The organism is Arenibacter latericius DSM 15913 (assembly GCF_000424985.1).
In the GTDB taxonomy this organism is placed as follows: Bacteria; Bacteroidota; Bacteroidia; order Flavobacteriales; family Flavobacteriaceae; genus Arenibacter; species Arenibacter latericius.
Map to the genome: position 1 here is coordinate 72435 of NZ_AUKX01000002.1, position 25009 is coordinate 97443.

The window sequence follows — 25009 nt, forward strand, 5'->3', positions numbered from 1 at the left end:
TAGATTTGATGAAAAGTAATGTGCCATTTTCCAATTTGGATAGACAAAAAACCGTTAACAAACTAAAAGAAGAATCGTTTGACCTCGTTGTTATTGGAGGTGGAATTACTGGAGGTGGAATTGCGCTAGACGCTGCTGCTAGAGGATTAAAAGTAGCTTTAATAGAAAAGAACGATTTTGCTTCGGGAACCAGTAGCAAATCTACCAAGCTAATACATGGGGGATTGCGTTACCTTAAGCAGTTCGATTTTTGGTTGGTTAAGGAAGTAGGTTCAGAACGTGCAATTGTGCACAAGCTAGCGCCTCACTTGGTATTGCCAGAAAAAATGTTGCTGCCCCTAATAGAAAACGGGTCCTATGGAAAATGGCTTACATCAATTGGGTTAAAAGTATACGATATTCTAGCTCAGGTGACTGGAGATGATAAACGGCAAATGCTGAAGAAGAAAGAAGCATTAAAATTAGAGCCGCTCTTACCTAAAAAGATTCTTAATGGTGCTGGTTATTATGCAGAATACCGTACTGATGATGCCCGGTTAACATTAGAGACAATAAAAACAAGTCTACAGTTTGGAGCTACAGCTATAAACTATGCCGAAGTTTCACAGTTTATTTATAACGATGATAAAGTAGCAGGAGTTAAGGTTTTAGATCATATTTCCAATAGTGAGTTTATAATAAAGTCTAAATATGTGATTAGTGCAGCGGGACCATGGGTAGATGAACTGAGGTCGCTTAACAACTCCAAAAAAGGCAAACGATTGCATCTTACAAAAGGAGTTCATTTGGTTTTTCCCTATGATAAGTTACCTATAAAACAATCTGTTTATTTTGATATCCCTGATGGTAGAATGATGTTTGCCATACCTAGGGGGAAAATTACTTATGTAGGTACCACAGATACCAACTATACTGAAGATAAGGATAGAGTGAGGGTTGATATGACTGATGCGCTTTACCTAATTTCCGCAGTGAATAATATGTTTCCAAAAATTAATTTGAAGCTAGAGGATGTAATTTCCTCATGGGCAGGTTTAAGACCGCTGATTCATGAAGAAGGGAAATCAGCTTCAGAACTCTCTCGAAAGGATGAAATTTTCACTTCAGATTCCGGGTTGATTAGTATTGCAGGTGGTAAACTTACTGGATACAGGAAAATGGCCGAAAGAGTAGTGGATAAGGTGGCTAAAAAGATAGAAGAAGAGTATGGTGGTGAATTAAAAGACTGTGCTACAGATAAAATTCCGCTTTGTGGAAACGATTTTAAGAAGTACAAGCACGTTAAAAAGTATATTTCAGAAGTACACGAAAGATTGGCTTCAGACGGATTTTCGAAATATGACGCCTGGTATTTGGTGACTAATTATGGCAAACAAACCGAATCTATACTGGCTGAATATGCCAAGCAAAAAGATCAGGATCATGCTATAGGTATGGCTAAGGCTGAGCTGAAATTTGCAATTGAACATGAAATGGTGATAACTCCAATGGATTTCTTTATAAGAAGAACGGGGCGTTTGTACTTTGATATAGAAAGTGTAAAAAAGTTAATGGAACCTATTTTAGAAGAGTTTCAAAGAGCTTACAAGCTAGATAAAGATACCATCGATACCTATAGGAAAACCCTAGAAATGGAAATAGAGGAACACTCCAACTTTTCCCTAGCTAGGGAGTAAAATATTAATCTCCCTAACTATAAGCGTAATAATATATAGTTAGGGAGGTATTTAATCCAATTTATCGGTCAATTCTTTAAAGACACGTTTTGGGTTCTTCTCTTCGTATAACACTTCGTAAACCGCATTTAAAATGGGGGTTTTCGATTCTTTTTTTCTTTTTGATATAATTAAATAGGCGCTTTTTGTGGCGTAGTAGCCCTCGGCAACCATTTTCATTTCCATCATAGCGCTTTTTACAGTGTAACCTTTGCCTATCATATTGCCAAACATACGGTTACGGCTAAAAATAGAATATCCAGTAACTAGCAGATCACCCAAATAAGCCGAGTTGTTGATGTTGCGTTTCATTTTGTGTACCTGTTTAATAAAGCGCTTCATTTCTCTAATAGCATTGCTCATTAGGACACTCTGGAAATTGTCCCCATATCCAAGCCCGTGTGCAATTCCTGCTGCTATTGCATAAACATTTTTTAACATTGCGGCATATTCCGTACCTATAATATCATCCGATATTTTGGTCTTAATATAATCGCTGCTTAAATGTTTGGCTACCAATTCTGCCTTTTCAGTATCTGCACAGGCAATGGTTAAATAAGAAAGTCGCTCTAAGGCTACTTCCTCGGCATGGCAAGGCCCAGTAATTACCCCTATATTTTCGAAAGGAACCTGATAGTGTTCATTAAAATGCTCTCCCACTATTAAACCAGACTCCGGAACAATTCCCTTAATAGCAGAAAAAATAATTTTATCCTTTAGAGGGACAGTCAATTGCTTTAATTCTGAATCTAAGAAAGCTGAAGGAATTGCAAAAATAAGGACGTCTGCATTAGCTATTGCAACATTCATATCATCAGTTAGTTTTAACTGATCCGTTTTAAACTCTACTGAACTTAGGTATTTAGGGTTGTGCCTATGACTCTGTATATGTTCTATAGCATCCGTATTGCGCATATACCATTGCACTACGTCGGCATTTTCAGTTAACATTTTTACAATGGCCGTAGCCCAACTTCCCCCACCTAAAACGGCGAAACTCTTATCGTTTTTCATCAGCATAAAGGTATTAATTTTTTTACTTCCCCTTCTAATGGACCAGTATTAGGATGACCAATATAACAAACCGGACTCCTGCTATACCTCCTCCTTTCTAGCAGTACGGTAATCTTATGATGTCCTATATAAAAAGAAAGGACGGGGCTACTAAAGCAATAGTGGTCCCTGTTATTTTATTGGTCGGCAATGTAGTACGGTTTTCTGGAGTTTCAAAATTCAATTATGATGTGCTGACTTCTAATTGGAAGGGATATAATTCTGTCGTTAATAAAAATCTAAAAGTATTTAACATGTTGTTAATCAACATGTTGAAAAATTCGGCATGATGATTGTTTTAAGATTTTTGAATAACCGATAAAAAGGAAGCATATGAAAACTATAAAACTACTATCCATCATGTTTTTAATGGGAGCTTTGGTAACTAGCTGTTATACCGAAGTTATTGTGGAGGACGACTATATACAAGAAGCCGGACCTAATTTAAGGGAGTTAGTACATTCTTATGAATTGTGGTATGTAGACATAAATGCTACCTTGGGAAATGGTGAAGTGCCTTTTCTACAGCGAGCTTTTACGGTTTCTTTTAGAGGAGGGGAACTATATGCTAACAATAACTTAGCCGGATTTGGTAAAACTGGGAATGGTTATGGAATACCAGTAGGGTTCTTTAATACTGCTAATGGAAGGCTCAATATAGATCATGATGTAGATGGTTTATGGGGTTTAGAGGTGTTTGTAGTGAGTAATAATACTATTGAGCTATACGATAGTCAAAGTGATACTTCTTACTTTTTAAAGGGTTACCAAAGAAATAACTTTAATTATGACAAGGTATTCTACGATAACTTACAATATTTTCTTCAGGAATATGATCTATGGGAAAAGGTGAAAACAAGTAGTGAGGGGGAAATAAATGAGTTTGATGATGAAAATTACTTGCAATTTTTTGAGGATTCAAAAGGTAGTGGTTTTCGATCTTCATTAGACCCTAATGGAATTGCTTTAAATAAGATAATTTGGGATTACCAAGGAGGTTATGAGGTTTACAACCTTGCTAATAACCACCTAGTTAAAGCGGTAACTTTGGATTATGATTTCATGGGGAGTGACTATTTTGAACTGTATGTTATTAATGACAGTACCGTAGAGCTATATCATACGGGTAGTGGAACTGTTTACACTTTTAAAGGCAGAGGGTTTACTACCTATTTAAAGTCTAGCGCATCACCAGTTAGTAAAAAAAGAGTGAAAACAGAAAATGCAACAATGAATGTATCTGTAAAAAGAAAAGGGTAGGTATAGGCTCTAATTCAGTGAACGTAATGCAGCTATAATATTGCTTTAAGATTAAATAAGATTTTAGATGGTTAATAGGTTAAAGCCGTCCCTGCGATGAAGTAGGGGCGGTTTTACGTTTTAGGTACTTTGTGGAGACTTCAATGCTCAGATGGTTGCCTCGAAATGTTGATGGGGTTTACCGTACTTATTTCAAGTATCTAAATATGATCTCCCAATTATTTTTCAGTGTCATAGTAGTTAATTTAATTAACAATCTGTACCTTAATTGTTTAAGAGAAAGGGGTGAGTGTATAGGAATTAATTCTATAAATCTTGGGTTCCTATTACATTTCTAGGCCTAATAAGTCACTATATAAATTGATTAAGAAGTTAAAAATTAGCTGTTATGAAAAAATCGAAAATAGAAATGGGTAATAAATATCATGAAGCAATTCCTGGCAATCCATCTACAGCTACTACAAGCAGTATAAAACTAAACGACAGGAAAAAAGAATCAAAATTGCGAGTGCTAAGTGAGGCCGATTGGCAATTTTGGGTACATAACGGGTATGTTATTATTAAAAATGCCATATCAAAGGCTCAAGTTCGGGAGACGGCCCAATTCTTATGGGAATTTGATGAGAAAGACCCTAATAATCCGGAAAGTTGGTATGCTCCTCCACGAGCTGAAATGAAAATGAAAGAGTTAACAGGCACGGGAATGGTAGAAGTGTATAATAATCAGGTGTTATGGAACAATAGGCAGCAGCAAAGAGTTTATGATGCTTTTGTAGATGTTTGGGGTACAGAGAAATTATGGGTAACCATTGATAGAGCTAACTTAAATTTTCCCAATAGGCCTGGTTATGAACAAAAGGGATTTATCCATTGGGATTATGATCCGGAGACTAAGCCACAAAATGTTCAGGGGGTTTTGGCGCTGTCCGATCAAACTGATGAAAATATGGGCGGTTTTCAATGCATCCCATGGTTATATCGTAATTACGAAACCTGGAAGACTACACAGCCCGATGATAGAGACCGCTTTCTACCAGATGTAAGCAATTTGCAAGATAAGATTGTAAAGGTAAAGCTAGAGGCTGGAGATCTGTTGATTTTTAATAGTTTATTGCCGCATGGGATTAGGCCTAATCGCAGTAAAAATAAGGTGCGAATTGCTCAGTATATCTCTATGATGCCAGCAGAGGAAGATAATAAACCACTTCGTGAATGGAGGATAAATTCTTGGCGAAATAGGGTGGCTCCTGAAGGATATGCCTTTCCTGGAGATCCAAGAAATTGGGAACAGCTAAAATATCCAAAAGCAGAATTAAGTGAGTTAGGAGCAAAACTATTGGGTTTAAAACTGTGGTAGTTGCGTGGTAAACTGAATTTTAGTGTTTTAATACACTTAAAAATAAGGAAAAGCAGTACTTTTGCACCCTTAAATAAAAAACGTGAAAAAGTATTTAAATCTCTTTGACTTTAAGCAAAAAGTAAATTACAAAACTGAAATTTTAGCTGGACTCACGGTGGCTATGACAATGATACCAGAGTCGCTCTCATTCGCTATATTGGCAGGTTTATCTCCTTTAACGGGACTTTATGCTGCCTTCTTAATGGGGATTGTGACAGCTATTTTTGGAGGTAGACCTGGTATGGTTTCGGGTGGTGCCGGTGCTACAGTGGTTGTACTAATTGCGCTAGCAGCTACACACGGAGTAGAATATCTTTTTGCTGCGGTGGCCCTAGCTGGACTGCTACAATTATTAGTAGGACTCTTTAAGTTAGGGAAGTTTGTTCGACTTATTCCGCAACCAGTAATGTTTGGTTTCTTAAATGGACTTGCCGTGATTATATTTATGGCACAGGTAGCCCAATTTAAGACTATGGAAGGTGGCGCTGAGGTATGGATGGAAGGCTCAGCACTATATATAATGGCCGGTTTAACCTTATTAACTATCGCAATTGTAGCCTTGTGGCCAAAAGTTACTAAAGCAGTTCCACCTTCATTAGTAGCTATATTAGTGGTATTTGGGATTGTTTTCTTCCTCGATATAGATACTAAAAAAGTATTAGATATTGCTACTGTAAGTGGTTCGTTACCTTCGTTCCATATCCCAAATGTTCCTTTTACCCTAGAGACGTTAACGATTATTATGCCATATGCAATGGTTATGGCGGGAGTGGGGCTTATAGAATCTCTATTGACCCTAAATATGGTAGATGAAATTACTAATACTAGAGGTAAATCTAATAGGGAAGCCGCTGCACAAGGTATAGCGAATATTACCAACGGATTCTTTGGTGGTATGGGAGGTTGTGCTATGGTGGCACAAACACTAGTAAATGTTGGTTCTGGAGCAAGAGCGCGACTCTCTGCTATTATTGGAGCAATGACAATTTTGTTCATCATTTTAGTAGGTGGACCCGTAATAGAACAAATTCCAATGGCCGCATTAGTAGGAGTGATGATGGTGGTGGCTATAGGAACCTTTGAGTGGGTTAGCTTTAAAGTAATTAATAAGATGCCTAAGCACGATATTTTTGTGTTAATCTTAGTAGCTGTAGTTACAGTAGTGTTCCACAATTTGGCTGTAGCGGTATTGATCGGAGTTATTATTTCTTCTTTGGTGTTTGCATGGGAAAGTGCTAAACGTATTAGAGCAAGGAAAAGTGTAGACGAAAACGGGGTGAAACATTATGAAATTTACGGTCCGCTTTTCTTTGGTTCTACTGCAACATTTATTGAAAAATTCGATGTAGAAAACGATCCTGAAGAAGTGGTCATCGATTTTAAAGAGAGTAAGGTCGTAGATATGTCGGCCATAGATGCCCTAAATAAAATTACTGCCAAATATCAAAAACAAGGGAAAACATTACGTCTAAGACACCTAAGTCAAGATTGTCTAAGGTTATTGACAAATGCCGAAAGTGTTATAGAAGTAAATATAATTGAAGATCCTACTTATAGAGTAATGCTTAATAAATAGTATTAAGTATAAAGTAGTGAGTACAAAGTATTGAGTATTGAGTCCCTCCCTCGGGCAAGCCCGAGAACACGAACTTTAGCTAACTTAAGTTTTGGATAGTTTTATGGTAAAACTACTTCATTGGCGAAGCGAAACTTCTTATCCGCAGAGGACCGCGATGTAAGTGTAACGATTTGCATTTGCAGCAAGGGGACAGCTGGCGCGCTGGACAATCCCGATGCCTCGGGACCGAAATCAGGAACGAAGGAACGTAGCGACGCGGAGTTTCGTCCAAGGTTTTTCGACCTCGTTGTCGAAAAAAATCATTAGAGAAGGCGCCTGTGATTTATCACGGGGGTTAATCAAATCTTCAAATCTACAGCACCATAAGATTGAGCGTACAAAATATAATGGGTAAAGGATAGTTTGCAGTAATTACCTTCTTTGAGCAGTCTAGTTTAGAAACGAAAAAATCGCTGACGGGAAGCTTAGGCAACCAATCAGCGATTTAATTTTATAGGAAATTATCAGTCTTATAAAGTTCTGAAAAATTCAGCCACTGCTCTTGCGTCTTCTTCAGATAAATTCTGATTTAGCATAATGGCATTGTTGTATTCTTTTAGTAATGCCTTAGCAATAGGATCCTCTTTAAGCATTCCATCAGGATTCATAATCATATTCATTACCCATTCTGGACTTCTTCTTTCATATACCCCTTTAATTGCTGGGCCTATCATTCTTTGATCTACCATATGGCAAGCTACACATAAAGTGTTAAATGTTTTTTCACCTTTTGCAGCCATTTCGGTGTCTATTTCATCCGCAAAAGTTACAGACTTTATAGGACCAACACCTTTGTTGTCTAAGTCTACAGGTACGCCTTCACTTTTGGTAGTTGCTTTAACTTCCTTCTTTGTGCGGTTCATTTCAAACCCAGACTTCTTCTCTTCTTTCTTTTCACCACAGCTCATTAACAATCCCACTATGGCAAAAGGGATTAATAGTTTTTTCATCTTTTTTTTTTAATTAATCCACTAAGATATGAAATAGATTTTTTTATTATAGCGCTTCGATAAAATTTAGTGTTCTTTTTTCAGTATAGGTAATATTGTTACGATCATAAAACCCTACATGTCCCCCGTAATTTGGAGATTCAAAATACAGATTATCGGTTTCCTGAGCTTCTTTATAGGGGAAGCATGCCGTTCCTAAAAAAGAATCGTTTTTTGCGTTAATGATTAAGGTGGGTAGGTTTATAGCCTTTAAAAACTGTAAAGAACTGCATTGCTCGTAATAATCTAAGGCATTTTTAAAACCATGTGCCCTACTAGTATATAAATCATCAAAGTCTTTTAAGGTTTTAATTTGGGCAATATCATGGTCACTGATCTTTTCTGGGAAAAGCAACTTCTTCTCTTGTAATTTTTCTACCAGTCGTTTTTTAAACCGATTAGCGTATAAACGATTTTTTGACTTTAATAATTGCTCTAAAGAGCTGTGAAGGTGGCAGGGTACAGAAATGGCGACAGCACCTTTTATTTCTTTGGGTATCTCGCGGTCTTCGCCTAAATATTTCAAAGCCAAATTGCCTCCAAGACTAAACCCTTTTATGAATATCTGATTGTATTTATCCTTTTGTAGAATATGGTTTACTACACTATCTAAGTCTTCCGTTGCTCCGGAATGGTAAGATTTAAACAATAAATTTGCTGTCCCGCTACAACCCCTAAAATTTACAGCGCAAACATCTATCCCGCTTGCATTAAGATAGTTCGCGGCTCCTGTGATATAGGGGCGCTGTGCATTTCCTTCTAGCCCATGTAATAATATGGCGACCTTGCTGCTTGACTTATTTGCATAACTCCAATCTAAATCCATAAAATCCCCATCTGGGAGAAATATACGTTCCCTTTTTTGAACGGGTCCCTTTACCTTTCTTATTATTCCAGAATAAATGGTAGAGAAATGACCATTTTTAAAGGGAAGTGGGGGGTTATAAAGAGAGGATATTATGGGCATGGATCAATCTTATTTTGGATAGATTTCTAAAAGTTTTATTTGTTCCTCAATAGCTGTTTTAAATTCTGATTTTAAAGTTCCTATCAGTTCGGAAACGGAGGGCACATTGTCTATACTAGTTACCCCTTGCCCAGCAGACCAGATGGTTTTCCAAGCTTTAGCTTCGGTGTTTAACTCTTTTCCAAAATCTATTTTAGTGTCTTTTTTAAGATCCGCTTCAGTGATTCCTGCAGCTTTTAAACTGGCTCCTAGGAAATTGGCATGTACCCCAGAAATAGCTGCAGTATACACCACGTCATCTGTACCTGCATCGATAATCATTTTTCTATACTCCTCAGTGGCTTTACTTTCCTTGGTATTTATAAATCGTGTTCCCATATATGCTAAGTCTGCCCCCATTTGAAGGGCGGTGGCAATATCTCTTCCATTGCTTAGGCAACCCGAGAGCAAAATGGTCTTGTTAAAGAATTTTTTTATTTCTGCTACAAGGGGAATTGGATTAATAGTTCCGGCATGTCCGCCAGCTCCTGCAGATACTAGAATCAATCCATCTACCCCTGCTTCTGCCGCTTTCTCTGCATGTCGCTTCTTAATAATATCGTGAAACACCAAACCTCCGTAACTATGAACAGCATCGACTACCTGAGAAACAGCTCCCAAAGAAGTAATGATTAAAGGGACTTGATGTTTAATGCATATTTTTAAATCGGCCTCTAGTCTAGGATTTGTAGGATGTACAATAAGGTTAACACCAAAAGGGGCTGCTTTCTTTCCCGTCTCCTCCTCAAAGGCATTTAGTGCTGATTTAATCGCTATCACCCATTCTTCAAAACCTGCTGTCGTACGTTGGTTAAGCGCAGGGAAAGTCCCTACAATTCCATTTTTACAACATTCAATAACTAGTTGAGGACCCGATATTAAAAACATGGGGGCCGCTACCGCTGGTAAGGATAGATCTTTTATAAAAGTTGCTTTGTTGCTCATTTGGATTTATGTTTTACGATGAGGAATTATTGCCAATATATGAGATTTATAGGTTTAAAAGGGATATTCTCCAAAATCTGACTACTTTTGATAAATATTATGCATGCATAGCATATTCAAATGTACTAAATATAATAAGGATGTATATAAAAGATTTCGAAATTCGTTGGAGTGATGTGGATGCAAACGGTCATATGGCCAATTCTGCCTATTTAAACTTTATGAGTCATACGAGAATGGCTTTTTTATTGGAATTGGGTTTTAACCAGCAGACCATGGCCTCACATAATATTGGGCCCGTTGTATTCCACGAGCATGTCTATTATTTTAAAGAAGCCTTCTTAGGAAAGCCGGTAAAAGTTTCCCTAGAATTAATGGGACTAAGTGAAGACGGAATGTTTTTTGAATTCCACCATAACTTTTATGATTCAAAGGGGAGGAATTTTGCCCATTGTCAGGTTATGGGAGCGTGGATAGATTTAACAACTAGGAGTCTTACCGGATTAGGTGAAGAGTTTTTAGAGATGTTTAATAAGGTTCCTAAAGGAGATGGGTTTAAAGCCCTTACTAGGGAAGATACCCGAAAATTTGCGGTACGCCCTAAAGATTTGAAGTAGTTTTTCTACTTGCTAAATATACTCCCATCAATACAAATATAATGGCAACTATCTTAACAATGGTAAGGTGATCTTTTCCCATGACTATTGCGAATATAATCCCTATTAATGGTTGTAGGTACATAAAAACGCCAACGGTAGAAGCTTTTAATTGGGTAAGTGCAAATACATTGAATAAATAGGTTAAAAAGGTTGTTCCTATGATAACAAAGGCTATTGCTCCAAGAATATCTATAGGTAACTCTTGCCATTTAATTAGTAAGAATTCGGGATATGTGATGGGGAGGGTGATAAGGAATCCAATGGAGAACAACCATTTCATCAAGGTAAATGGATGATACTTTTTTAGTAATTTTTTTACAAGAATAAGATACAAGCCATAGGTGGTGGCATTTACTATAAAAAGGGCATTGCCTAAAGGGATATTACTGGCATCACTTCTAATTTCGGTGCCAAATAGAATAAGACCTAAAGCGCCTATTAAGCCAATAAACACTCCAGCTCCCCTTTGTAAGGAAATTTTTTCTTTAATTATTAGAGCGGAAAGTAGTACCACTAAGATTGGGGTAATTGTAATTAGAATAGCGCTATTGATTGGGGTAGATAGTGACAACCCCTTAAAAAAAGTAAGCATATTTATGCCCATACCAAGCACGGCGCATACCAATACCCTTCCCCAATCTTTCTTTTTTAACCTTTCCTTGGGGCCAAAGAACGAAATACCCCAAAACAATAAGGTGGCTCCAATAAGCCGTAGGAAAATAAATCCATAAGGGGGTACATAATGAGGCATTGCCCCTTTAGCAATAGTGTGGTTAATACCATATATGGTGGCAGCGCCAAAAGCGGCTAATATTGCGAGGTTCCGTTTACTCACGAATTTATTTTCTCCTTGGCAGCAGCAACTTCAGATTTGCTATTCCCTACAAAAATATTATCGTCTATTATAATTACGGGACGTTTTAAAAAGGTGTAATGTTCTAAGATTAAATCTTTGTAGTCAGTCTCCGAAAGGGTTTGCTCCTTTAAATTACGCTCCTTATAGAGTCGCGCACGCTTACTAAACAAGCTTTCATAGCTCCCCGCCAGTTGAGCCATTTGTGATAATTGGTCAGGGGTGATGGCATCGGTTTTTATATCCTGTAGTTCAAATTCTTTTCCAGGTTCCAATTCTTTTAATATCCGTTTACAAGTATCACAAGTGCTGAGGTGGTAGATCTTTTTCATTTTTTGGTATCCTTATTATTAATAAAAATTAGACGTACAAAGAAACCTATTTTCATTGAAATGTACTATTTTTAGTGGCAATTGTAAATAGATACGATCGTAAAATGGAAGCTTTAGAAAACGCATTTAACATTAGTTTACAGAATAGAAAGATACTTTATAAATTCTTAAAGGATACTCCAAGGGATTTGTTGTTGAAGATTCCTAATGGGTACCGTAATAATATATGGTGGAATATTGCTCATGTAGTGGTGACTCAACAATTATTGATCTATAAACTAGGAAGACAGCCCATGAGGGTAGATTCCGCCTTAGTAGAAAAGTTTCAAAAGGGAACAGTGCCAGATGGTACGGCTTCAGAGGAAGAGATTATAGAAATTACGGAGTTATTGCATGCTACCGTAGAATGGGCGCAAGAAGATTATGAGAACGGAATATTTACCAACTACCAAGAATATACTACAAGTGCTAATGTAACACTGAAAAGGGTGGAAGATGCTATTTTATTCAATGTATTCCACGAGGGAATTCACCTAGGAACCATCCTATCCCTTCAAAAGGCAGTAAGACTGACTTAGGAATCCAGCTTCTGCTTTAAATATGTTTTTATCTTTTGATAAGGTAATACAAGAGTAATGGGGCCATCTGCATAAGAGGATACCTCATACTGTTCGTAGATTAATTTAAGACCTTCCTGGGTATATCCTATGTTGTAGGGGAGGTAAAACTGATCGCCTTCAAACATAAAACCAGTGTAGTTGATATTTTTGTTTTCTGGAATGTCTTCTAGTTGTCTAAATTGTTTTTCTGCAAAATCTGTAAACTCTTGAAGGTCCTTGAATAAATCTTCATTCTCCAACTCTATGGCCTTCTTTTTATCAAAATTTAAAAATCTGGTGGAAGAAAATCCATGAGCCCCTCCAGTAAAGGAATAAGAGTTTAGTTGTATTGTTAGGACGTTTTCATCCTCATAAGTGATCTCTCCTTCTATTGTGGCTTCCCATCCTACTGGTTCGTCAGGATATAGTTCTTTTAGTTCTAAATAGCCATTATTGAAAGATAAAATGGCCTCCTCTATAGTGGTTGCCTCTATTTCATCGTCATAAATCAGCATGGAAATAACTTCTTCTCTAAGAGCCGTATTTATGGTGGTGCTCAAGGTGTCCTTTTGTAGCGCTTTAGGGATGCTAATATAAACTTCGGGACAACCATCACAGTTATCTGAAGTGAATTCCTGAGGCTCAAATGCAAGTCGCTCCTCATCTTTACAGCTCCATACCAAACTCAAAACCAAGATACAAAAGAATATATTTTTCATATTAGAATGCAGTTTTAGAAAGCTGCAAAGCTACAACAAGATTGTAATCTCGGAAAGATAAAGGTACATTTGTATATATAATATTTCGCTATGAGCAAAAATAACCTAAGATTTAATAGTAAAACCATACATGGAGGGCAGTTTCCAGATAAAGCCTATGGAGCTGTAATGCCGCCAATTTATCAGACTTCTACCTATGCACAGACCACACCAGGGGGGCATAAGGGTTATGAATATTCTAGAAGTGCTAACCCTACTAGAACGGCTTTGGAGAATGCTTTAGCTAGTATAGAAAATGGAAGTTATGGACTTGCATTTGGTAGTGGCCTCGCTGCTATAGATGCAGTTATGAAACTATTGAAACCGGGGGATGAGGTAATTTCTACTAATGACCTTTACGGAGGTAGTTACCGTATATTTAAACGGATATTTGAGCAATATGGTATTGTATTTCATTTTGTAGGGATGCAAGATGTGGGTGCTATTGAAGCGCATATAAATAAACAGACAAAACTAATCTGGGTAGAGACGCCTACTAACCCAATGATGAATATTATAGATATTAGGGGTGTTGCTGCATTGGCAAATAAGAATGATATTATGCTTGCTGTAGACAATACTTTTGCTACACCTTATTTACAGTTGCCCTTAGATCTAGGGGCCGATATAGTAATGCATTCCGCTACAAAATACTTAGGAGGTCATAGTGACGTGGTGCTGGGGGCGTTGGTAGTGAAGGACAAGGAATTGGCAGATAAGCTTTATTTTATACAAAATGCTAGCGGGGCAGTTTGTGGGCCCATGGATAGCTTTCTAGTGTTAAGAGGGATAAAGACCCTGCACGTGCGGATGCAAAGACATTGTGAAAATGGAAGGGCAGTAGCAGAGTACTTGTATACCCACCCGGAAATAGAGAAAGTGTACTGGCCAGGGTTAAAAGACCATCCCAATCATCAATTAGCAAAAGCTCAGATGAAGGATTTTGGTGGGATGATCTCATTTGTTCCTAAAGGGGCCGACTATGCTACTGCGATAAAAATTGTGGAGAAGTTAAAGGTCTTTACTTTGGCAGAATCTTTGGGTGGAGTTGAGAGTTTGGCGGGACACCCTGCGAGCATGACCCATGCTAGTATCCCTAAGGAAGAACGAGAAAAAAGTGGGGTAGTAGATTCATTGATAAGACTTAGTGTAGGAATAGAGGATGTGGACGATTTAATTGAAGATTTAGAGCAGGCGATTCAGCAATGATTTCTACGAAAATCAATAAAATTGATTGAGAAATAGCATAAAAGCCATATTTTTGTCATCAAAATCAATATTAACTTAAGAATAATAAACTGACAATATTTTTTATGGAAGAAAGAATTAAAGCATTCATGGACGAGGTAAAGGCCCGTAACGGTCATCAACCAGAGTTCATTCAGGCAGTTCAAGAAGTAGCAGAAACCATTATACCTTTTATTTTCCAGCCTGGAAACGAAGGTTATGGTGGAAAAAACCTGCTTCTAAGAATAGTAGAGCCGGAGCGCTTAATTTATTTTAGGGTGCCGTGGGTAGATGATAAGGGAGAGATAAATGTAAATAGAGGGTACAGAGTGCAAATGAACTCTGCCTTAGGACCTTATAAAGGGGGGTTAAGGTTTCATCCAACTGTAAACGCGAGTGTTTTAAAATTCCTTGCATTTGAGCAGGTATTCAAAAATAGTTTAACTACTCTTCCTTTAGGAGGTGGTAAAGGGGGTGCAGATTTTGACCCCAAAGGAAAGTCCGACGGAGAAGTTATGCGCTTCTGTCAATCTTTTATGACGGAACTTTGCAGACATATAGGTCCAGATACCGATGTGCCAGCAGGGGATATAGGAGTAGGGGCTAGAGAAGTAGGCTACTTATTTGGAATGTATAAGAAAATAAGAAACGAATTTACCGGGGTGATGACTGGGAAAGGTCTTTCTTATGGAGGGTCTAAAATTAGACCAGAGTCTACTGGTTATGGGACAGTATATTTTGTTCAAAGTATGCTAAATGAAGGAGACGAGAAAATTAAAGGAAAAACCTTTGTTATCTCTGGATCTGGGAACGTTGCGCAATACGCTGCGGAAAAAGCATTGGAATTGGGAGGTAAAGTACTTACCCTTTCAGATTCTGGTGGATATATTTATGACAAAGATGGTATAGATACCGAGAAGCTTGCCTTTGTGATGGATTTGAAAAACAATAAAAGAGGAAGAATCTCGGAATATGTAGAGCAATATCCATCAGCAGTTTATAAGGAAGGGGAAACACCTTGGAAAGTAAAATGTGATATTGCCTTGCCATGTGCTACTCAAAATGAGCTTAATGAGGAAGATGCTAAGATTCTTTTGAAAAATGGTTGTATCTGTGTAGCGGAAGGCGCTAATATGCCATCTACTCCAGAGGCTGTAGATCGTTTTCTAGAGGCTAAAATCTTGTTCGGACCTGGTAAAGCAGCTAACGCTGGGGGGGTATCAACTTCTGGATTAGAAATGTCACAAAACTCATTGCGATTAAGTTGGACTCGTGAAGAAGTAGACAGAAGATTACAAGTAATTATGAGTGATATTCACGCTGCTTGTTTAGAATATGGACGTGAAGAGGACGGATATTGTAACTATGTAAAAGGAGCTAATATTGCTGGATTTATGAAGGTTGCCGATGCAATGAATGCTCAAGGGGTGATATAGCACTTAAAAATCAAAAAGGGTCAATACAAATAGGGACCGGAACGGCGAATTAGAGCATTTCCGGTCCTTTTTTATGCGTTCATCAACAGCTATAATGTGTTTGTAATGTCCGCAGTGCAGGAAATAATAAGTTTATTTGGGAGGACTATTGGTTCCAGAAAATAAAGAGACCATGCAGGTTACTACAAAGGCAATTGTTCTTAGGGCTATAAAATATGGGGAGACTAGCTTAATTGTTAAGATGTATACCCTATCTAGTGGGATAAGGTCTTATATGTTAAAAGGTATTCTCGCTGCTAAAAAGGGAAAAATGAAAGCTGCCTATTTTCAGCCCTTAGCACAGTTAGAAATTGTTGCGGTGCATAAAGATAAAGGCGCCTTGGAGCACCTAAAAGAGGTAAGGGTAAGTTACCACTGCCAAAGCCTTCATACCCATATTGCAAAAAATGCAATCACCTTCTTCTTAGCTGAGATGATTGCAAATAGTATTCATGAAGAAGAACCTAATAAAGAACTTTTTCAATTTATAGAGGCCTCACTACAATGGTTAGATGCTCACGATAATTATGCCAATTTTCATCTACTATTTCTTTTGACCCTAAGTAGGTTTTTAGGTTTTTATCCTGAGGAGAAAAATAAAGATTTCCCATATTTTGATCTTTTAGAAGGGGAGTTTGTAAAAGAACCTACTCTTAACTCTTTCCTAGAAGGAAGGGAACTATTTTATTTTAAAAGCATTTTAGGCATAAGTTTTGATGCCATTGAGGGAGTTAGAATTGGTAAAAATGACCGAAAAAACCTACTAAATAACCTAGTTCTCTTTTATGAACTACAGTTACAGGGGTTTAGGAAACCAAAATCGTTGGCAGTGTTAAATGAAGTTTTTAGTTGATATGCAAAAGACCATTTTCATAGTAATTCTTTTGCTTTTTTATGGAGCTAGGGGTCAAGAAGTTATTGTATTAGATGAGGAGGATCACCAGCCTCTGGCTAATGTAATTGTTTACAATCTTGATAAATCGAAAACTGCCTTATCCGATTTTGATGGGGTATGTGATCTTTCTCAGTTTGATGATAACGAACGGATTACTTTTAGACATATTGGGTATCAGCTAGTAAGAGCTACAAAGGAAAATGTAGTAAGAAAAGGAAAGCTTTATATGACCCATAACGCTGAGCAATTGGATGAGGTGATTATGTCTATTTCTAAATGGGAGCAACAACGGAAAGATATTCCTCAAAAAATAGCGGTTATTAATGCTCCAAGTATTGCTTTTACAACACCGCAAACTTCTGCAGATTTGCTTAATAATAGCGGAAAGGTGTTTGTTCAGAAAAGTCAGTTGGGGGGAGGGAGTCCAATGATACGTGGATTTGCAACAAATAGACTGCTGATTTCTATAGATGGAGTGCGAATGAACAACGCTATATTTAGGAGTGGGAATATCCAAAATATAATCTCTTTAGACCCTTTTATAGTAAGGAGTACCGAAGTTATTTTTGGTCCTGGATCCGTAATTTACGGTTCAGATGCTATTGGAGGAGTAATGAATTTTTATACTAAAAAGCCACAATTTTCTGGAAAGGACAGTCTGTATGTTTCAGGGAATGGAAACTATAGATACGCCTCGGCAAATAAGGAGAATAGCCTTCATGTTGATTTTAATCTAGGTAAGAAAAAATGGGCCTTTTTATCTAGTCTAACCTATAATAGTTTCGATGATCTTAGAATGGGGTCTTACGGACCAAAATCATACCTAAGGGATAAATATGTAGTTGCTAATAACGGAGAGGATATTATACAACAAAACAAAAATTCTAAGGTGCAGCGTCCTACTGGTTATAATCAATTGAATCTAATGCAAAAAGTTGCCTATAAGCCTAATAATAACTGGAATATTGATTTAGGATTGTTTTATTCTGAAACTTCAGATTTTGCAAGGTATGACCGACTCATTAGACCTTCCAAAGATGGAATGGGGCTACGCGCTGCGGAATGGTATTACGGGCCACAGAAGTGGTTTATGGGGAATCTTCAATTCTATCAAAATGGCATTCGTAAGTTCTATGATGGTTTAAAGATAACTGCAGCATATCAAAATTTTAAGGAGAGTAGGAATGACCGTAAATTTCAGGATGTATATCGCTATACCACCCAAGAGAATGTAGATGCTCTTAGTGTAAACGTAGATTTTGAAAACAAAAGAATGGGCAGCCTTCGGCTATATTATGGGAGCGAGTATGTCTATAATAAAATTGGTTCCGAAGGGAGTAAGTTTAATCTTTTGGAGAATAGCATTATGCCATCTGCTTCCAGGTACCCTAATGGATCTAGTTGGCAGACTTTAGCTGCTTATGTAAGTGGAGAGCTAAAAGCGAAGCCTAACTTAACCCTTTCTTCGGGCCTACGGTATAGTCACGTTTGGATAGAGGCTGGTTTTGATAATACCTTTTATAGCTTTCCTTTTCAAAATGCAGATTTAAGTACCGGAGCCTTAACGGGGAGTGTTGGTTTTAGCTGGTTTCCTAGAACAGATTTACAGCTTACCCTTAATGGGTCTACAGGATTTAGAGCCCCTAATATAGATGATATAGGTAAAATATTTGATTCCGAGCCTGGGGCTGTAGTGGTGCCTAATGCGGATCTAGAGCCAGAATATGCCTATAATATTGAAATGGGGATTCAAAAGAATTTTAAAGGGCGAACAACTTTTAAGGGAGCTGCATTTTATACCTATTTAGTTGATGCATTGGTGCGTCGCGATTACCAATTTAATGGCAAAAGTGAAATTGAATATAACGGGGAAATGAGTAGGGTTCAAGCTGTGCAGAATGCTGCTATGGCTTATGTCTATGGATTTGAGTTTGGTGCCGACGTGTATTTAACAGAAAACCTGTCTATGGCCTCCAACCTAACAGTAACTAAGGGAGAGGAAGAAGAGGATGATGGATCGCATTCCCCAGGAAGGCATGTAGCCCCTGTTTTTGGAGATTTCCATATGGTTTGGAAAAATTATAAATTAAAGACCGATCTATTTGTAAATTACAATGGTGAAATTTCTCATGAGAATATGGCCATTTCTGAAAAGAAGAAAAATTATATCTATGCTCAAGACGCTAATGGTAATTCTTACTCTCCGTCTTGGTATACTTTAAACCTTCGCTCACAGTATCAGATTACCCCATCTTTAAAAGTATTGCTACACTTAGAGAATATAACGGATCAGCGATACCGCTCTTATTCATCAGGAATTGTAGCCCCTGGAATTAATCTGATACTGGGCGCAGGTTATACGTTTTAAGAATTAAAACGTCTTGTGATTAACAATCTAGAGTTTAATCTTCGATATCTTCTTTTATTTCCTTGGCTTTGTCGGCCACTTTGTTAGCTGTGTTTTTAGTGTCTTCGCCAACTTCTTTTGCTGCTTCCTCAATGCTTTTCGCAGTTTTATCGGCTTTGTCCATTGCTTCTTCTCCAGCTTCTTTAATTTCTTCGCCTAATTCTTCAGCTGCATTAATAACATCATTGCCGGCTTCTTCTAAATCGCCTTTAGCTTCTTTTAGTGCTTTGTTGGTTTCTTCTGTGGCAGATTTTGCTTTCTCTTGAGTCTCTCTACAAGAGGTAAATGAAACACCTAAGGCTGCCATTAAAATAAAACTCAGTACAATTCTTTTCATGATTTTTGGTTTTTGTGTTTTAATTGTTTGTTGTTTAATGTACGTAAAAACTATTACTATGGATTATATGAAGTTGGTTTGGGTGCCTAATATTAAAGACGAAAAGCAAGAAAATGAATCTATTTGTCTCATATATAGCACGCTATAATGTTAATATAAAAATACTTAACGAATAAAATAATTAGAAGGGGAATTGAATCCGTGAGTTTAGTGCTTTATTAGTTGGTATGAGAGGCCTTATATATGCTTTTTCATTAAAGCTTAGTATCGGTAGTAGAAAAATGTGGTATAAAATTAAAAATTTATAATGCTGTTTTTTAGTGAATTAAATGCGATTTCCTCAGTTTTAACATTTGTGCGGTAGGGTAAATTAGGGTTGTGGTGTTTTATAGACAAATACGCAAACTAATTTATTCTGAAGATTATGAAAAATTATTTTAAGAATGCAGGATTGATATTGATAGCTATGACAGCCATGATATCATGTGATAAAAGTGACGATTCATCTATGGAGGGCGAATCCTATAACACTACTTTTGAAGTTACAGATGCCCCCATAGATAACGCCGATGTAAAGGCAGTTTTTGTGACCATTGCTAATGTTTCGGTAGATGGAAAACCTTTGGAAGGTTTTAGCGCTACTACAGTAAATTTGGCAGCCTTGGTAGATGGTAAAACAAAAGTTTTGGGGAATATGGACTTACAGGCAAGGTCCTATTCTAACATTGTATTCGAATTAGATTTTGAAAAAGATGTAAATGGTAATGCTCCTGGATGCTATGTGGAAAAGGCAAACGGGGAAAAGGATAAGCTAGTAGCTTCTTCTAATAAAATTAATATTACCGATACTTTTGAGGTGCTTGCCCAATCTAGAAATGTAGTGGTTATTGATTTTGACCTTAGAAAAACAATCAAGGAAGAAAAAAGCACCTTCTCTAGCGACTTCAATTTTGTGACTATGGCTGAGTTATCAGCGGGTATAAGAACTGTAAATGCAGATCTTACAGGAAAAATATCTGGAACGGTAAACGATTCTAAGAATACGTCTGATAAGATTATTGTATACGCCTATAAGAAAGGAAGTTTTAATGCCGAAGTGGAAACCCAAGGCAAGGGTGAAAGCGAAGTTACTTTTGCAAATGCAGTAACTAGTGCTGAGGTAAAAGGTATAGGTAGATCTTATAGCTTAGATTTTTTAAAGAAAGGAGAATACGAATTAATCTTTGCTTCGTATAAAGAAAATCAAGAAAATGAACTGCGCTTTAATTCCTTATTGGAAGTAGAGTCGGCTACAGGAATAAATCTTGGAGCTATTAATGTTGACTCTTTAATAAAAATTAGTGCCAACGTTACAGTAACAGGGTCTATGTAATACTTATCACTATCCATTAATTGTTTTAAAGAGGTTGCCCTAAAGGCGACCTCTTTTTTGTTTCCTTATTTTACTAGTGGTATAAATTAAATAATGAAACATATAGCTTTTGCAATTAAATACGAGATAGAATAGCGGATCAATTGATAAAAGATTTTTTTACCGGGGGTAAGATGGGTAGTAATTTGTTCAGATTTAGTAATTTTGCAAACTTAAATTGAAGCAATAGAAGCTGTTATTATGAAGTTTGCAGAATATAAGGGATTAGATTTACCGAAAGTCGCAGAGGAGGTTTTAAACTTCTGGAAGGAGAATACTATTTTTGAAAAGAGTATTACTTCTAGAGAGGGCAAAGAAAGTTTTGTCTTTTATGAAGGACCCCCATCTGCAAATGGTTTGCCAGGGATACACCACGTTATGGCACGTACCATAAAGGATATATTTCCAAGGTATAAAACTATGAAAGGTTTCCAAGTAAAGCGTAAAGCTGGTTGGGATACCCACGGTTTGCCTATAGAATTAGGTGTGGAAAAGGAATTAGGGATCACCAAGGAAGATATAGGTAATAAAATCTCTGTTGAGGATTATAATGCAGCTTGTAAAAAAGCGGTAATGCGCTATACGGATGTTTGGAATTCCATGACCGAAAAAGTGGGATACTGGGTAGATATGGAAGATCCTTATGTTACCTATAAATCCAAGTATATGGAGTCTGTATGGTGGTTACTTAAACAGATCTATGACAAAGGTCTTATTTATAAAGGATATACCATTCAACCTTATTCTCCTAAGGCGGGAACCGGATTAAGTTCGCACGAGCTCAATCAGCCTGGGACGTATCAAGATGTAACGGATACTACGGTGGTAGCCCAGTTTAAGGTGATAAAAGAAACCTTAAATGGTGTTTTTGACGGGTTGGATAGTGAAATCTTCTTTTTAGCATGGACAACCACGCCTTGGACTTTACCTTCTAATACGGCACTGACTGTTGGTCCGAAAATTGACTATGTTGCTGTAAAAACTTTTAATCAATACACCTTTGAGCCTATTGTAGTTGTTGTTGCTAAGCCTTTGTTAGCTAAACAATTTAGTGGTAAATATTTTGCTGCAGAAAGCGAAGAGGATTTTGCGAACTACACTTCAAAAGACAAGAAAATTCCTTACCAAGTGGTGGGAGAGGCTAAAGGGGCCGATTTAGTGGGGATAAGATATGAGCAGTTGTTAGACTATGCACAGCCCTATCAGAATCCAGAAAATGCATTTAGGATAATCTCTGGGGATTTTGTTACCACTGAGGATGGTACTGGAATAGTGCATACGGCACCTACCTTTGGAGCAGACGATGCCTTGGTTGCCAAGCAAGCAGTTCCAGAAATACCGCCAATGTTGGTCTTGGATGAGAATAATAATCCAGTACCTCTCGTAGATCTACAAGGGAAATTTAGACCAGAACTACAGGAGTTGGCCGGGAAGTATGTGAAAAATGAATATTATGAGGATGGTGAAGCTCCAGAAAGGTCGGTAGACGTTGAAATAGCCATTAAACTAAAAGAAGACAATAGAGCTTTTAAAGTAGAGAAGTACGTGCATAGCTACCCTAACTGCTGGCGTACAGATAAGCCTATACTATATTACCCATTAGATTCTTGGTTTATAAAGATTACGGAAGTTAAGGGAAGAATGTTCAATCTAAATCAGACTATTAACTGGAAGCCTAAGGCTACCGGAGAAGGAAGGTTTGGAAATTGGTTGGCTAATGCCAACGATTGGAACCTTTCTCGTTCCCGTTATTGGGGAATTCCCCTGCCTATATGGCGAACAGAAGATGGTAGTGAGCAGTTGATGGTTGGTTCGGTGGCCGAGCTTAAGGAGGAGATGAAGAAAGCGGTAGAAGCAGGAGTTTTAGAAGAAGATATCTTTAAGGATTTTGTAGTCGGAGATATGTCCGATGATAACTATGAGAAAATAGATTTACATAAGAATATTGTAGACCAGATAACCTTGGTTTCACCTTCTGGGAAACCTATGAAACGAGAGGCTGATCTTATCGATGTGTGGTTCGATAGTGGCTCTATGCCTTATGCCCAATGGCACTACCCCTTTGAGAATAAAGATTTAATAGATGGGGGAAAAACTTTCCCTGCCGATTTTATTGCAGAGGGAGTAGATCAGACAAGAGGATGGTTCTATACGTTACATGCTATAGCTACTATGGTGTTCGATTCTGTTGCCTACAAAAATGTAGTTTCTAACGGATTGGTGTTAGATAAAGAAGGGAAGAAAATGTCTAAGCGACTTGGTAATGCTGTGGATCCTTTTAAGACTATGGAAGAATTTGGTCCAGATGCCACTCGTTGGTATATGATTTCCAATGCAAATCCATGGGACAATTTAAAGTTTGATGTCGATGGGATTGCGGAAGTTAAGCGTAAGTTTTTCGGTACCTTGTACAATACGTACTCTTTCTTTGCTCTGTATACCAATATAGATAAATTTGAATATGCTGAGGCTGATATTTCATTAAAGGATAGGCCTGAGATTGACCAGTGGATTTTGTCCGAATTGCATTCATTGATAAAAACCGTGGATGAGGCTTATGGCGATTATGAGCCTACAAGAGCTACAAGGGCTATATCTGAATACGTGCAGGAAAACCTAAGTAACTGGTATGTTCGCTTAAGTAGAAGACGTTTCTGGAAGGGAGATTATCAGCAAGATAAGATTTCTGCATACCAAACGCTTTATACTTGTTTGGAAACTATTGCAAAATTGTCTGCACCAGTGGCGCCATTCTATATGGATCAACTTTACAAAGACTTAACGAATACCACAAGAAAAGAACCGTTTGAAAGTGTACATTTGGCTGAGTTTCCAAAGTATAACCCAGAGATGGTGAATAAGGAATTGGAGAGTAAAATGGCAAAGGCACAAATTATTTCCTCTTTAGTGTTGTCTATTAGGCAGAAAGAGAAAATAAAGGTACGTCAGCCGTTACAGAAGATAATGATTCCTGTATTAGACCAAAAGCAAAGGACGGAAATAGAAGCGGTGGCAGATTTGATAAAATCTGAGGTTAATGTTAAGGAAATTGAGTTGTTAGATGATGCTTCTGGAGTTTTAGTGAAGAAAATAAAACCCAATTTTAAGACCTTAGGTCCTAAATATGGGAAGGATATGAAGCTAATTGCTGCTGAAGTAGCTAAACTAGACCAGGAGGACATCTTGAAAATTGAGCAAGAGGGCGAAATTTTACTAAATATTGATAATAAAAGCATTACTTTACGGCTTGGTGATGTGGAAATTACCTCACAAGATATAGAGGGTTGGTTGGTAGCAAGTTCGGGCGCTATAACAGTTGCATTGGATGTGTCTATCAATGAGGACTTAAGAAAAGAAGGTATTGCTAGGGAACTAGTCAATAGGATACAAAACCTGAGAAAAGAATCTGGTTTTGAGGTAACTGATAAAATTAATATCAGTATATTGAAAAACGGTTTTGTGCAAGAGGCGGTAGAAAGTAATATAAACTATATTAAAACGGAGACGCTAGCTGCAGAACTAAATTTTGAGGAGAAGTTGGATAATGGTATTGAGGTAGCTTTTGATGACGTTAATACCAGATTGTTTATTGTAAAACATTAAAATTATGGCCGAAGATTTAAAAGTTAGGTATTCTGATAAAGAATTAAGTGAATTTAAAGCTCTAATTGAAGAGAAAATTGAGAAAGCAAAAAGTCACCTAGAGCTACTTAAAAGCTCGTATATGAATGATGGGAATAATGGTACAGATGATACCTCTCCTACATTTAAAGCGTTTGAGGAAGGCTCGGAGACTATGAGTAAAGAGGCTAATACTCAATTGGCGATTAGACAGGAGAAATTTATTAGGGATTTAAAGAACGCATTATTGCGAATTGAAAATAAAACCTACGGAGTGTGTCGTGTTACAGGGAAATTAATAAATAAGGAGCGACTAAAGTTAGTCCCGCATGCAACCCTGAGTATCGAGGCAAAGAATATGCAAACAAAGTAATTAAGAAAAAAACGCCTGAAAGGGCGTTTTTTTATATCAATAGTACTACTTTCTTTATAATTGTTTTGCCTGTACTG

Annotated in this window: 21 protein-coding genes; 13 read left to right on the top strand and 8 right to left on the bottom strand. The window is 37.4% G+C overall.

What is annotated here, in order from left to right:
* Nucleotides 1-8 precede the first annotated feature (8 nt).
* Nucleotides 9-1676 carry a glycerol-3-phosphate dehydrogenase/oxidase gene (locus H344_RS0101260; RefSeq protein ID WP_034255974.1) on the top strand — a complete coding sequence of 556 codons (1668 nt, stop codon included), beginning with the start codon at nt 9-11 and terminating at the stop codon, nt 1674-1676.
* A 51-nt stretch (nt 1677-1727) separates the two neighbouring features.
* On the opposite strand, the gene H344_RS0101265 is transcribed toward H344_RS0101260, so the two are convergent.
* Nucleotides 1728-2729: an NAD(P)H-dependent glycerol-3-phosphate dehydrogenase gene (locus H344_RS0101265; RefSeq protein WP_026808625.1), complete on the bottom strand. Its 1002-nt coding sequence runs from the start codon at nt 2727-2729 to the stop codon at nt 1728-1730.
* Between the two features lie 372 nt (nt 2730-3101).
* On the opposite strand from H344_RS0101265, the gene H344_RS0101270 reads away from it, so the two are divergent.
* The 3 genes from H344_RS0101270 (at nt 3102) to H344_RS0101280 (ending at nt 7003) form a co-directional block, all read left to right on the top strand.
* The gene (locus H344_RS0101270) at nt 3102-4028 is read left to right on the top strand and encodes a nicotinic acid mononucleotide adenyltransferase (RefSeq protein WP_026808626.1); all 927 of its coding nucleotides are present in this window, start codon (nt 3102-3104) and stop codon (nt 4026-4028) included.
* A gap of 388 nt (nt 4029-4416) precedes the next feature.
* Nucleotides 4417-5385 (top strand): phytanoyl-CoA dioxygenase family protein, encoded by a 969-nt coding sequence (locus H344_RS0101275; protein WP_026808627.1) that lies wholly within the window; start codon nt 4417-4419, stop codon nt 5383-5385.
* 82 nt (nt 5386-5467) lie between these two features.
* The gene (locus H344_RS0101280; RefSeq protein ID WP_026808628.1) at nt 5468-7003 is read left to right on the top strand and encodes a SulP family inorganic anion transporter; all 1536 of its coding nucleotides are present in this window, start codon (nt 5468-5470) and stop codon (nt 7001-7003) included.
* Between the two features lie 512 nt (nt 7004-7515).
* Here the strand turns inward: H344_RS0101280 and H344_RS0101285 are convergent.
* Genes H344_RS0101285 through H344_RS0101295 form a run of 3 tightly spaced genes read right to left on the bottom strand, consistent with a single transcriptional unit; the run spans nt 7516 to nt 9985 of the window.
* On the bottom strand, nt 7516-7995 hold the full coding sequence (locus H344_RS0101285) for a c-type cytochrome (RefSeq protein ID WP_026808629.1): 480 nt from the start codon (nt 7993-7995) through the stop codon (nt 7516-7518).
* A 46-nt stretch (nt 7996-8041) separates the two neighbouring features.
* Complete coding sequence (locus H344_RS0101290) at nt 8042-9001, bottom strand: YheT family hydrolase (protein WP_026808630.1); 960 nt, start codon at nt 8999-9001, stop codon at nt 8042-8044.
* Between the two features lie 9 nt (nt 9002-9010).
* Nucleotides 9011-9985 carry an NAD(P)H-dependent flavin oxidoreductase gene (locus H344_RS0101295; RefSeq protein WP_026808631.1) on the bottom strand — a complete coding sequence of 325 codons (975 nt, stop codon included), beginning with the start codon at nt 9983-9985 and terminating at the stop codon, nt 9011-9013.
* 140 nt (nt 9986-10125) lie between these two features.
* Here H344_RS0101295 and H344_RS0101300 point away from each other — a divergent pair, with 140 nt between their 5' ends.
* On the top strand, nt 10126-10602 hold the full coding sequence (locus tag H344_RS0101300) for an acyl-CoA thioesterase (RefSeq protein ID WP_026808632.1): 477 nt from the start codon (nt 10126-10128) through the stop codon (nt 10600-10602).
* Here the strand turns inward: H344_RS0101300 and H344_RS0101305 are convergent.
* Both H344_RS0101305 and H344_RS0101310 read right to left on the bottom strand, forming a co-directional pair.
* Nucleotides 10586-11479 carry a DMT family transporter gene (locus H344_RS0101305; protein ID WP_026808633.1) on the bottom strand — a complete coding sequence of 298 codons (894 nt, stop codon included), beginning with the start codon at nt 11477-11479 and terminating at the stop codon, nt 10586-10588. The genes H344_RS0101300 and H344_RS0101305 overlap by 17 nt on opposite strands.
* Nucleotides 11476-11829, bottom strand: a complete 354-nt coding sequence (locus H344_RS0101310; RefSeq protein WP_026808634.1) for an arsenate reductase family protein — start codon at nt 11827-11829, stop codon at nt 11476-11478. The genes H344_RS0101305 and H344_RS0101310 overlap by 4 nt, the downstream gene beginning before the upstream one ends.
* Before the next feature lie 74 nt (nt 11830-11903).
* Between H344_RS0101310 and H344_RS0101315 the strand changes: the two genes are divergently transcribed.
* Nucleotides 11904-12407: a DinB family protein gene (locus H344_RS0101315; RefSeq protein ID WP_240484927.1), complete on the top strand. Its 504-nt coding sequence runs from the start codon at nt 11904-11906 to the stop codon at nt 12405-12407.
* Here H344_RS0101315 and H344_RS0101320 read toward each other — a convergent pair.
* A complete protein-coding gene (locus H344_RS0101320) occupies nt 12404-13147 on the bottom strand; it encodes a DUF3298 and DUF4163 domain-containing protein (protein WP_026808636.1) in 744 nt (247 codons plus the stop codon). The two genes, H344_RS0101315 and H344_RS0101320, sit on opposite strands and share 4 nt — an antisense overlap.
* 90 nt (nt 13148-13237) lie before the next feature.
* Here H344_RS0101320 and H344_RS0101325 point away from each other — a divergent pair, with 90 nt between their 5' ends.
* From H344_RS0101325 to H344_RS0101340, 4 genes are all read left to right on the top strand, one after another.
* Nucleotides 13238-14395 carry a cystathionine gamma-synthase gene (locus H344_RS0101325; RefSeq protein ID WP_026808637.1) on the top strand — a complete coding sequence of 386 codons (1158 nt, stop codon included), beginning with the start codon at nt 13238-13240 and terminating at the stop codon, nt 14393-14395.
* A 104-nt stretch (nt 14396-14499) separates the two neighbouring features.
* The gene (gene gdhA / locus H344_RS0101330) at nt 14500-15849 is read left to right on the top strand and encodes an NADP-specific glutamate dehydrogenase (RefSeq protein ID WP_026808638.1); all 1350 of its coding nucleotides are present in this window, start codon (nt 14500-14502) and stop codon (nt 15847-15849) included.
* Nucleotides 15850-15985: 136 nt separating this feature from the next.
* A complete protein-coding gene (recO, locus tag H344_RS0101335) occupies nt 15986-16741 on the top strand; it encodes a DNA repair protein RecO (protein WP_316929551.1) in 756 nt (251 codons plus the stop codon).
* Nucleotides 16725-19151, top strand: coding sequence for a TonB-dependent receptor (locus H344_RS0101340; protein ID WP_026808640.1), 2427 nt, complete (start codon nt 16725-16727; stop codon nt 19149-19151). The genes recO and H344_RS0101340 overlap by 17 nt, the downstream gene beginning before the upstream one ends.
* 34 nt (nt 19152-19185) lie before the next feature.
* Here the strand turns inward: H344_RS0101340 and H344_RS19525 are convergent, their stop codons facing one another.
* Nucleotides 19186-19527 (bottom strand): hypothetical protein, encoded by a 342-nt coding sequence (locus tag H344_RS19525; protein ID WP_051254006.1) that lies wholly within the window; start codon nt 19525-19527, stop codon nt 19186-19188.
* A 424-nt stretch (nt 19528-19951) separates the two neighbouring features.
* Between H344_RS19525 and H344_RS0101355 the strand changes: the two genes are divergently transcribed.
* The 3 genes from H344_RS0101355 to H344_RS0101365 all read left to right on the top strand — a co-directional run bounded on the left by H344_RS0101355 (nt 19952) and on the right by H344_RS0101365 (nt 24932).
* A complete protein-coding gene (locus tag H344_RS0101355) occupies nt 19952-20899 on the top strand; it encodes a DUF4382 domain-containing protein (protein ID WP_026808641.1) in 948 nt (315 codons plus the stop codon).
* A gap of 240 nt (nt 20900-21139) precedes the next feature.
* Nucleotides 21140-24541, top strand: a complete 3402-nt coding sequence (ileS, locus tag H344_RS0101360; RefSeq protein ID WP_026808642.1) for an isoleucine--tRNA ligase — start codon at nt 21140-21142, stop codon at nt 24539-24541.
* A gap of 4 nt (nt 24542-24545) precedes the next feature.
* Nucleotides 24546-24932 carry a TraR/DksA family transcriptional regulator gene (locus H344_RS0101365; protein ID WP_026808643.1) on the top strand — a complete coding sequence of 129 codons (387 nt, stop codon included), beginning with the start codon at nt 24546-24548 and terminating at the stop codon, nt 24930-24932.
* The last annotated feature ends 77 nt before the right edge of the window (nt 24933-25009 follow it).

Excerpts from the sequence above, each read along its gene's own strand:
- H344_RS0101260 (WP_034255974.1), top strand. The coding sequence starts at position 9 with ATGAAAAGTAATGTGCCATTTTCCAATTTGGATAGACAAAAAACCGTT.
- H344_RS0101265 (WP_026808625.1), bottom strand. The coding sequence starts at position 2,729 with ATGAAAAACGATAAGAGTTTCGCCGTTTTAGGTGGGGGAAGTTGGGCT.
- H344_RS0101270 (WP_026808626.1), top strand. The coding sequence starts at position 3,102 with ATGAAAACTATAAAACTACTATCCATCATGTTTTTAATGGGAGCTTTG.
- H344_RS0101275 (WP_026808627.1), top strand. The coding sequence starts at position 4,417 with ATGAAAAAATCGAAAATAGAAATGGGTAATAAATATCATGAAGCAATT.
- H344_RS0101285 (WP_026808629.1), bottom strand. The coding sequence starts at position 7,995 with ATGAAAAAACTATTAATCCCTTTTGCCATAGTGGGATTGTTAATGAGC.
- H344_RS0101290 (WP_026808630.1), bottom strand. The coding sequence starts at position 9,001 with ATGCCCATAATATCCTCTCTTTATAACCCCCCACTTCCCTTTAAAAAT.
- H344_RS0101295 (WP_026808631.1), bottom strand. The coding sequence starts at position 9,985 with ATGAGCAACAAAGCAACTTTTATAAAAGATCTATCCTTACCAGCGGTA.
- H344_RS0101300 (WP_026808632.1), top strand. The coding sequence starts at position 10,126 with ATGTATATAAAAGATTTCGAAATTCGTTGGAGTGATGTGGATGCAAAC.
- H344_RS0101310 (WP_026808634.1), bottom strand. The coding sequence starts at position 11,829 with ATGAAAAAGATCTACCACCTCAGCACTTGTGATACTTGTAAACGGATA.
- H344_RS0101320 (WP_026808636.1), bottom strand. The coding sequence starts at position 13,147 with ATGAAAAATATATTCTTTTGTATCTTGGTTTTGAGTTTGGTATGGAGC.
- H344_RS0101325 (WP_026808637.1), top strand. The coding sequence starts at position 13,238 with ATGAGCAAAAATAACCTAAGATTTAATAGTAAAACCATACATGGAGGG.
- gdhA (WP_026808638.1), top strand. The coding sequence starts at position 14,500 with ATGGAAGAAAGAATTAAAGCATTCATGGACGAGGTAAAGGCCCGTAAC.
- H344_RS0101340 (WP_026808640.1), top strand. The coding sequence starts at position 16,725 with ATGAAGTTTTTAGTTGATATGCAAAAGACCATTTTCATAGTAATTCTT.
- H344_RS19525 (WP_051254006.1), bottom strand. The coding sequence starts at position 19,527 with ATGAAAAGAATTGTACTGAGTTTTATTTTAATGGCAGCCTTAGGTGTT.
- H344_RS0101355 (WP_026808641.1), top strand. The coding sequence starts at position 19,952 with ATGAAAAATTATTTTAAGAATGCAGGATTGATATTGATAGCTATGACA.
- ileS (WP_026808642.1), top strand. The coding sequence starts at position 21,140 with ATGAAGTTTGCAGAATATAAGGGATTAGATTTACCGAAAGTCGCAGAG.
- H344_RS0101365 (WP_026808643.1), top strand. The coding sequence starts at position 24,546 with ATGGCCGAAGATTTAAAAGTTAGGTATTCTGATAAAGAATTAAGTGAA.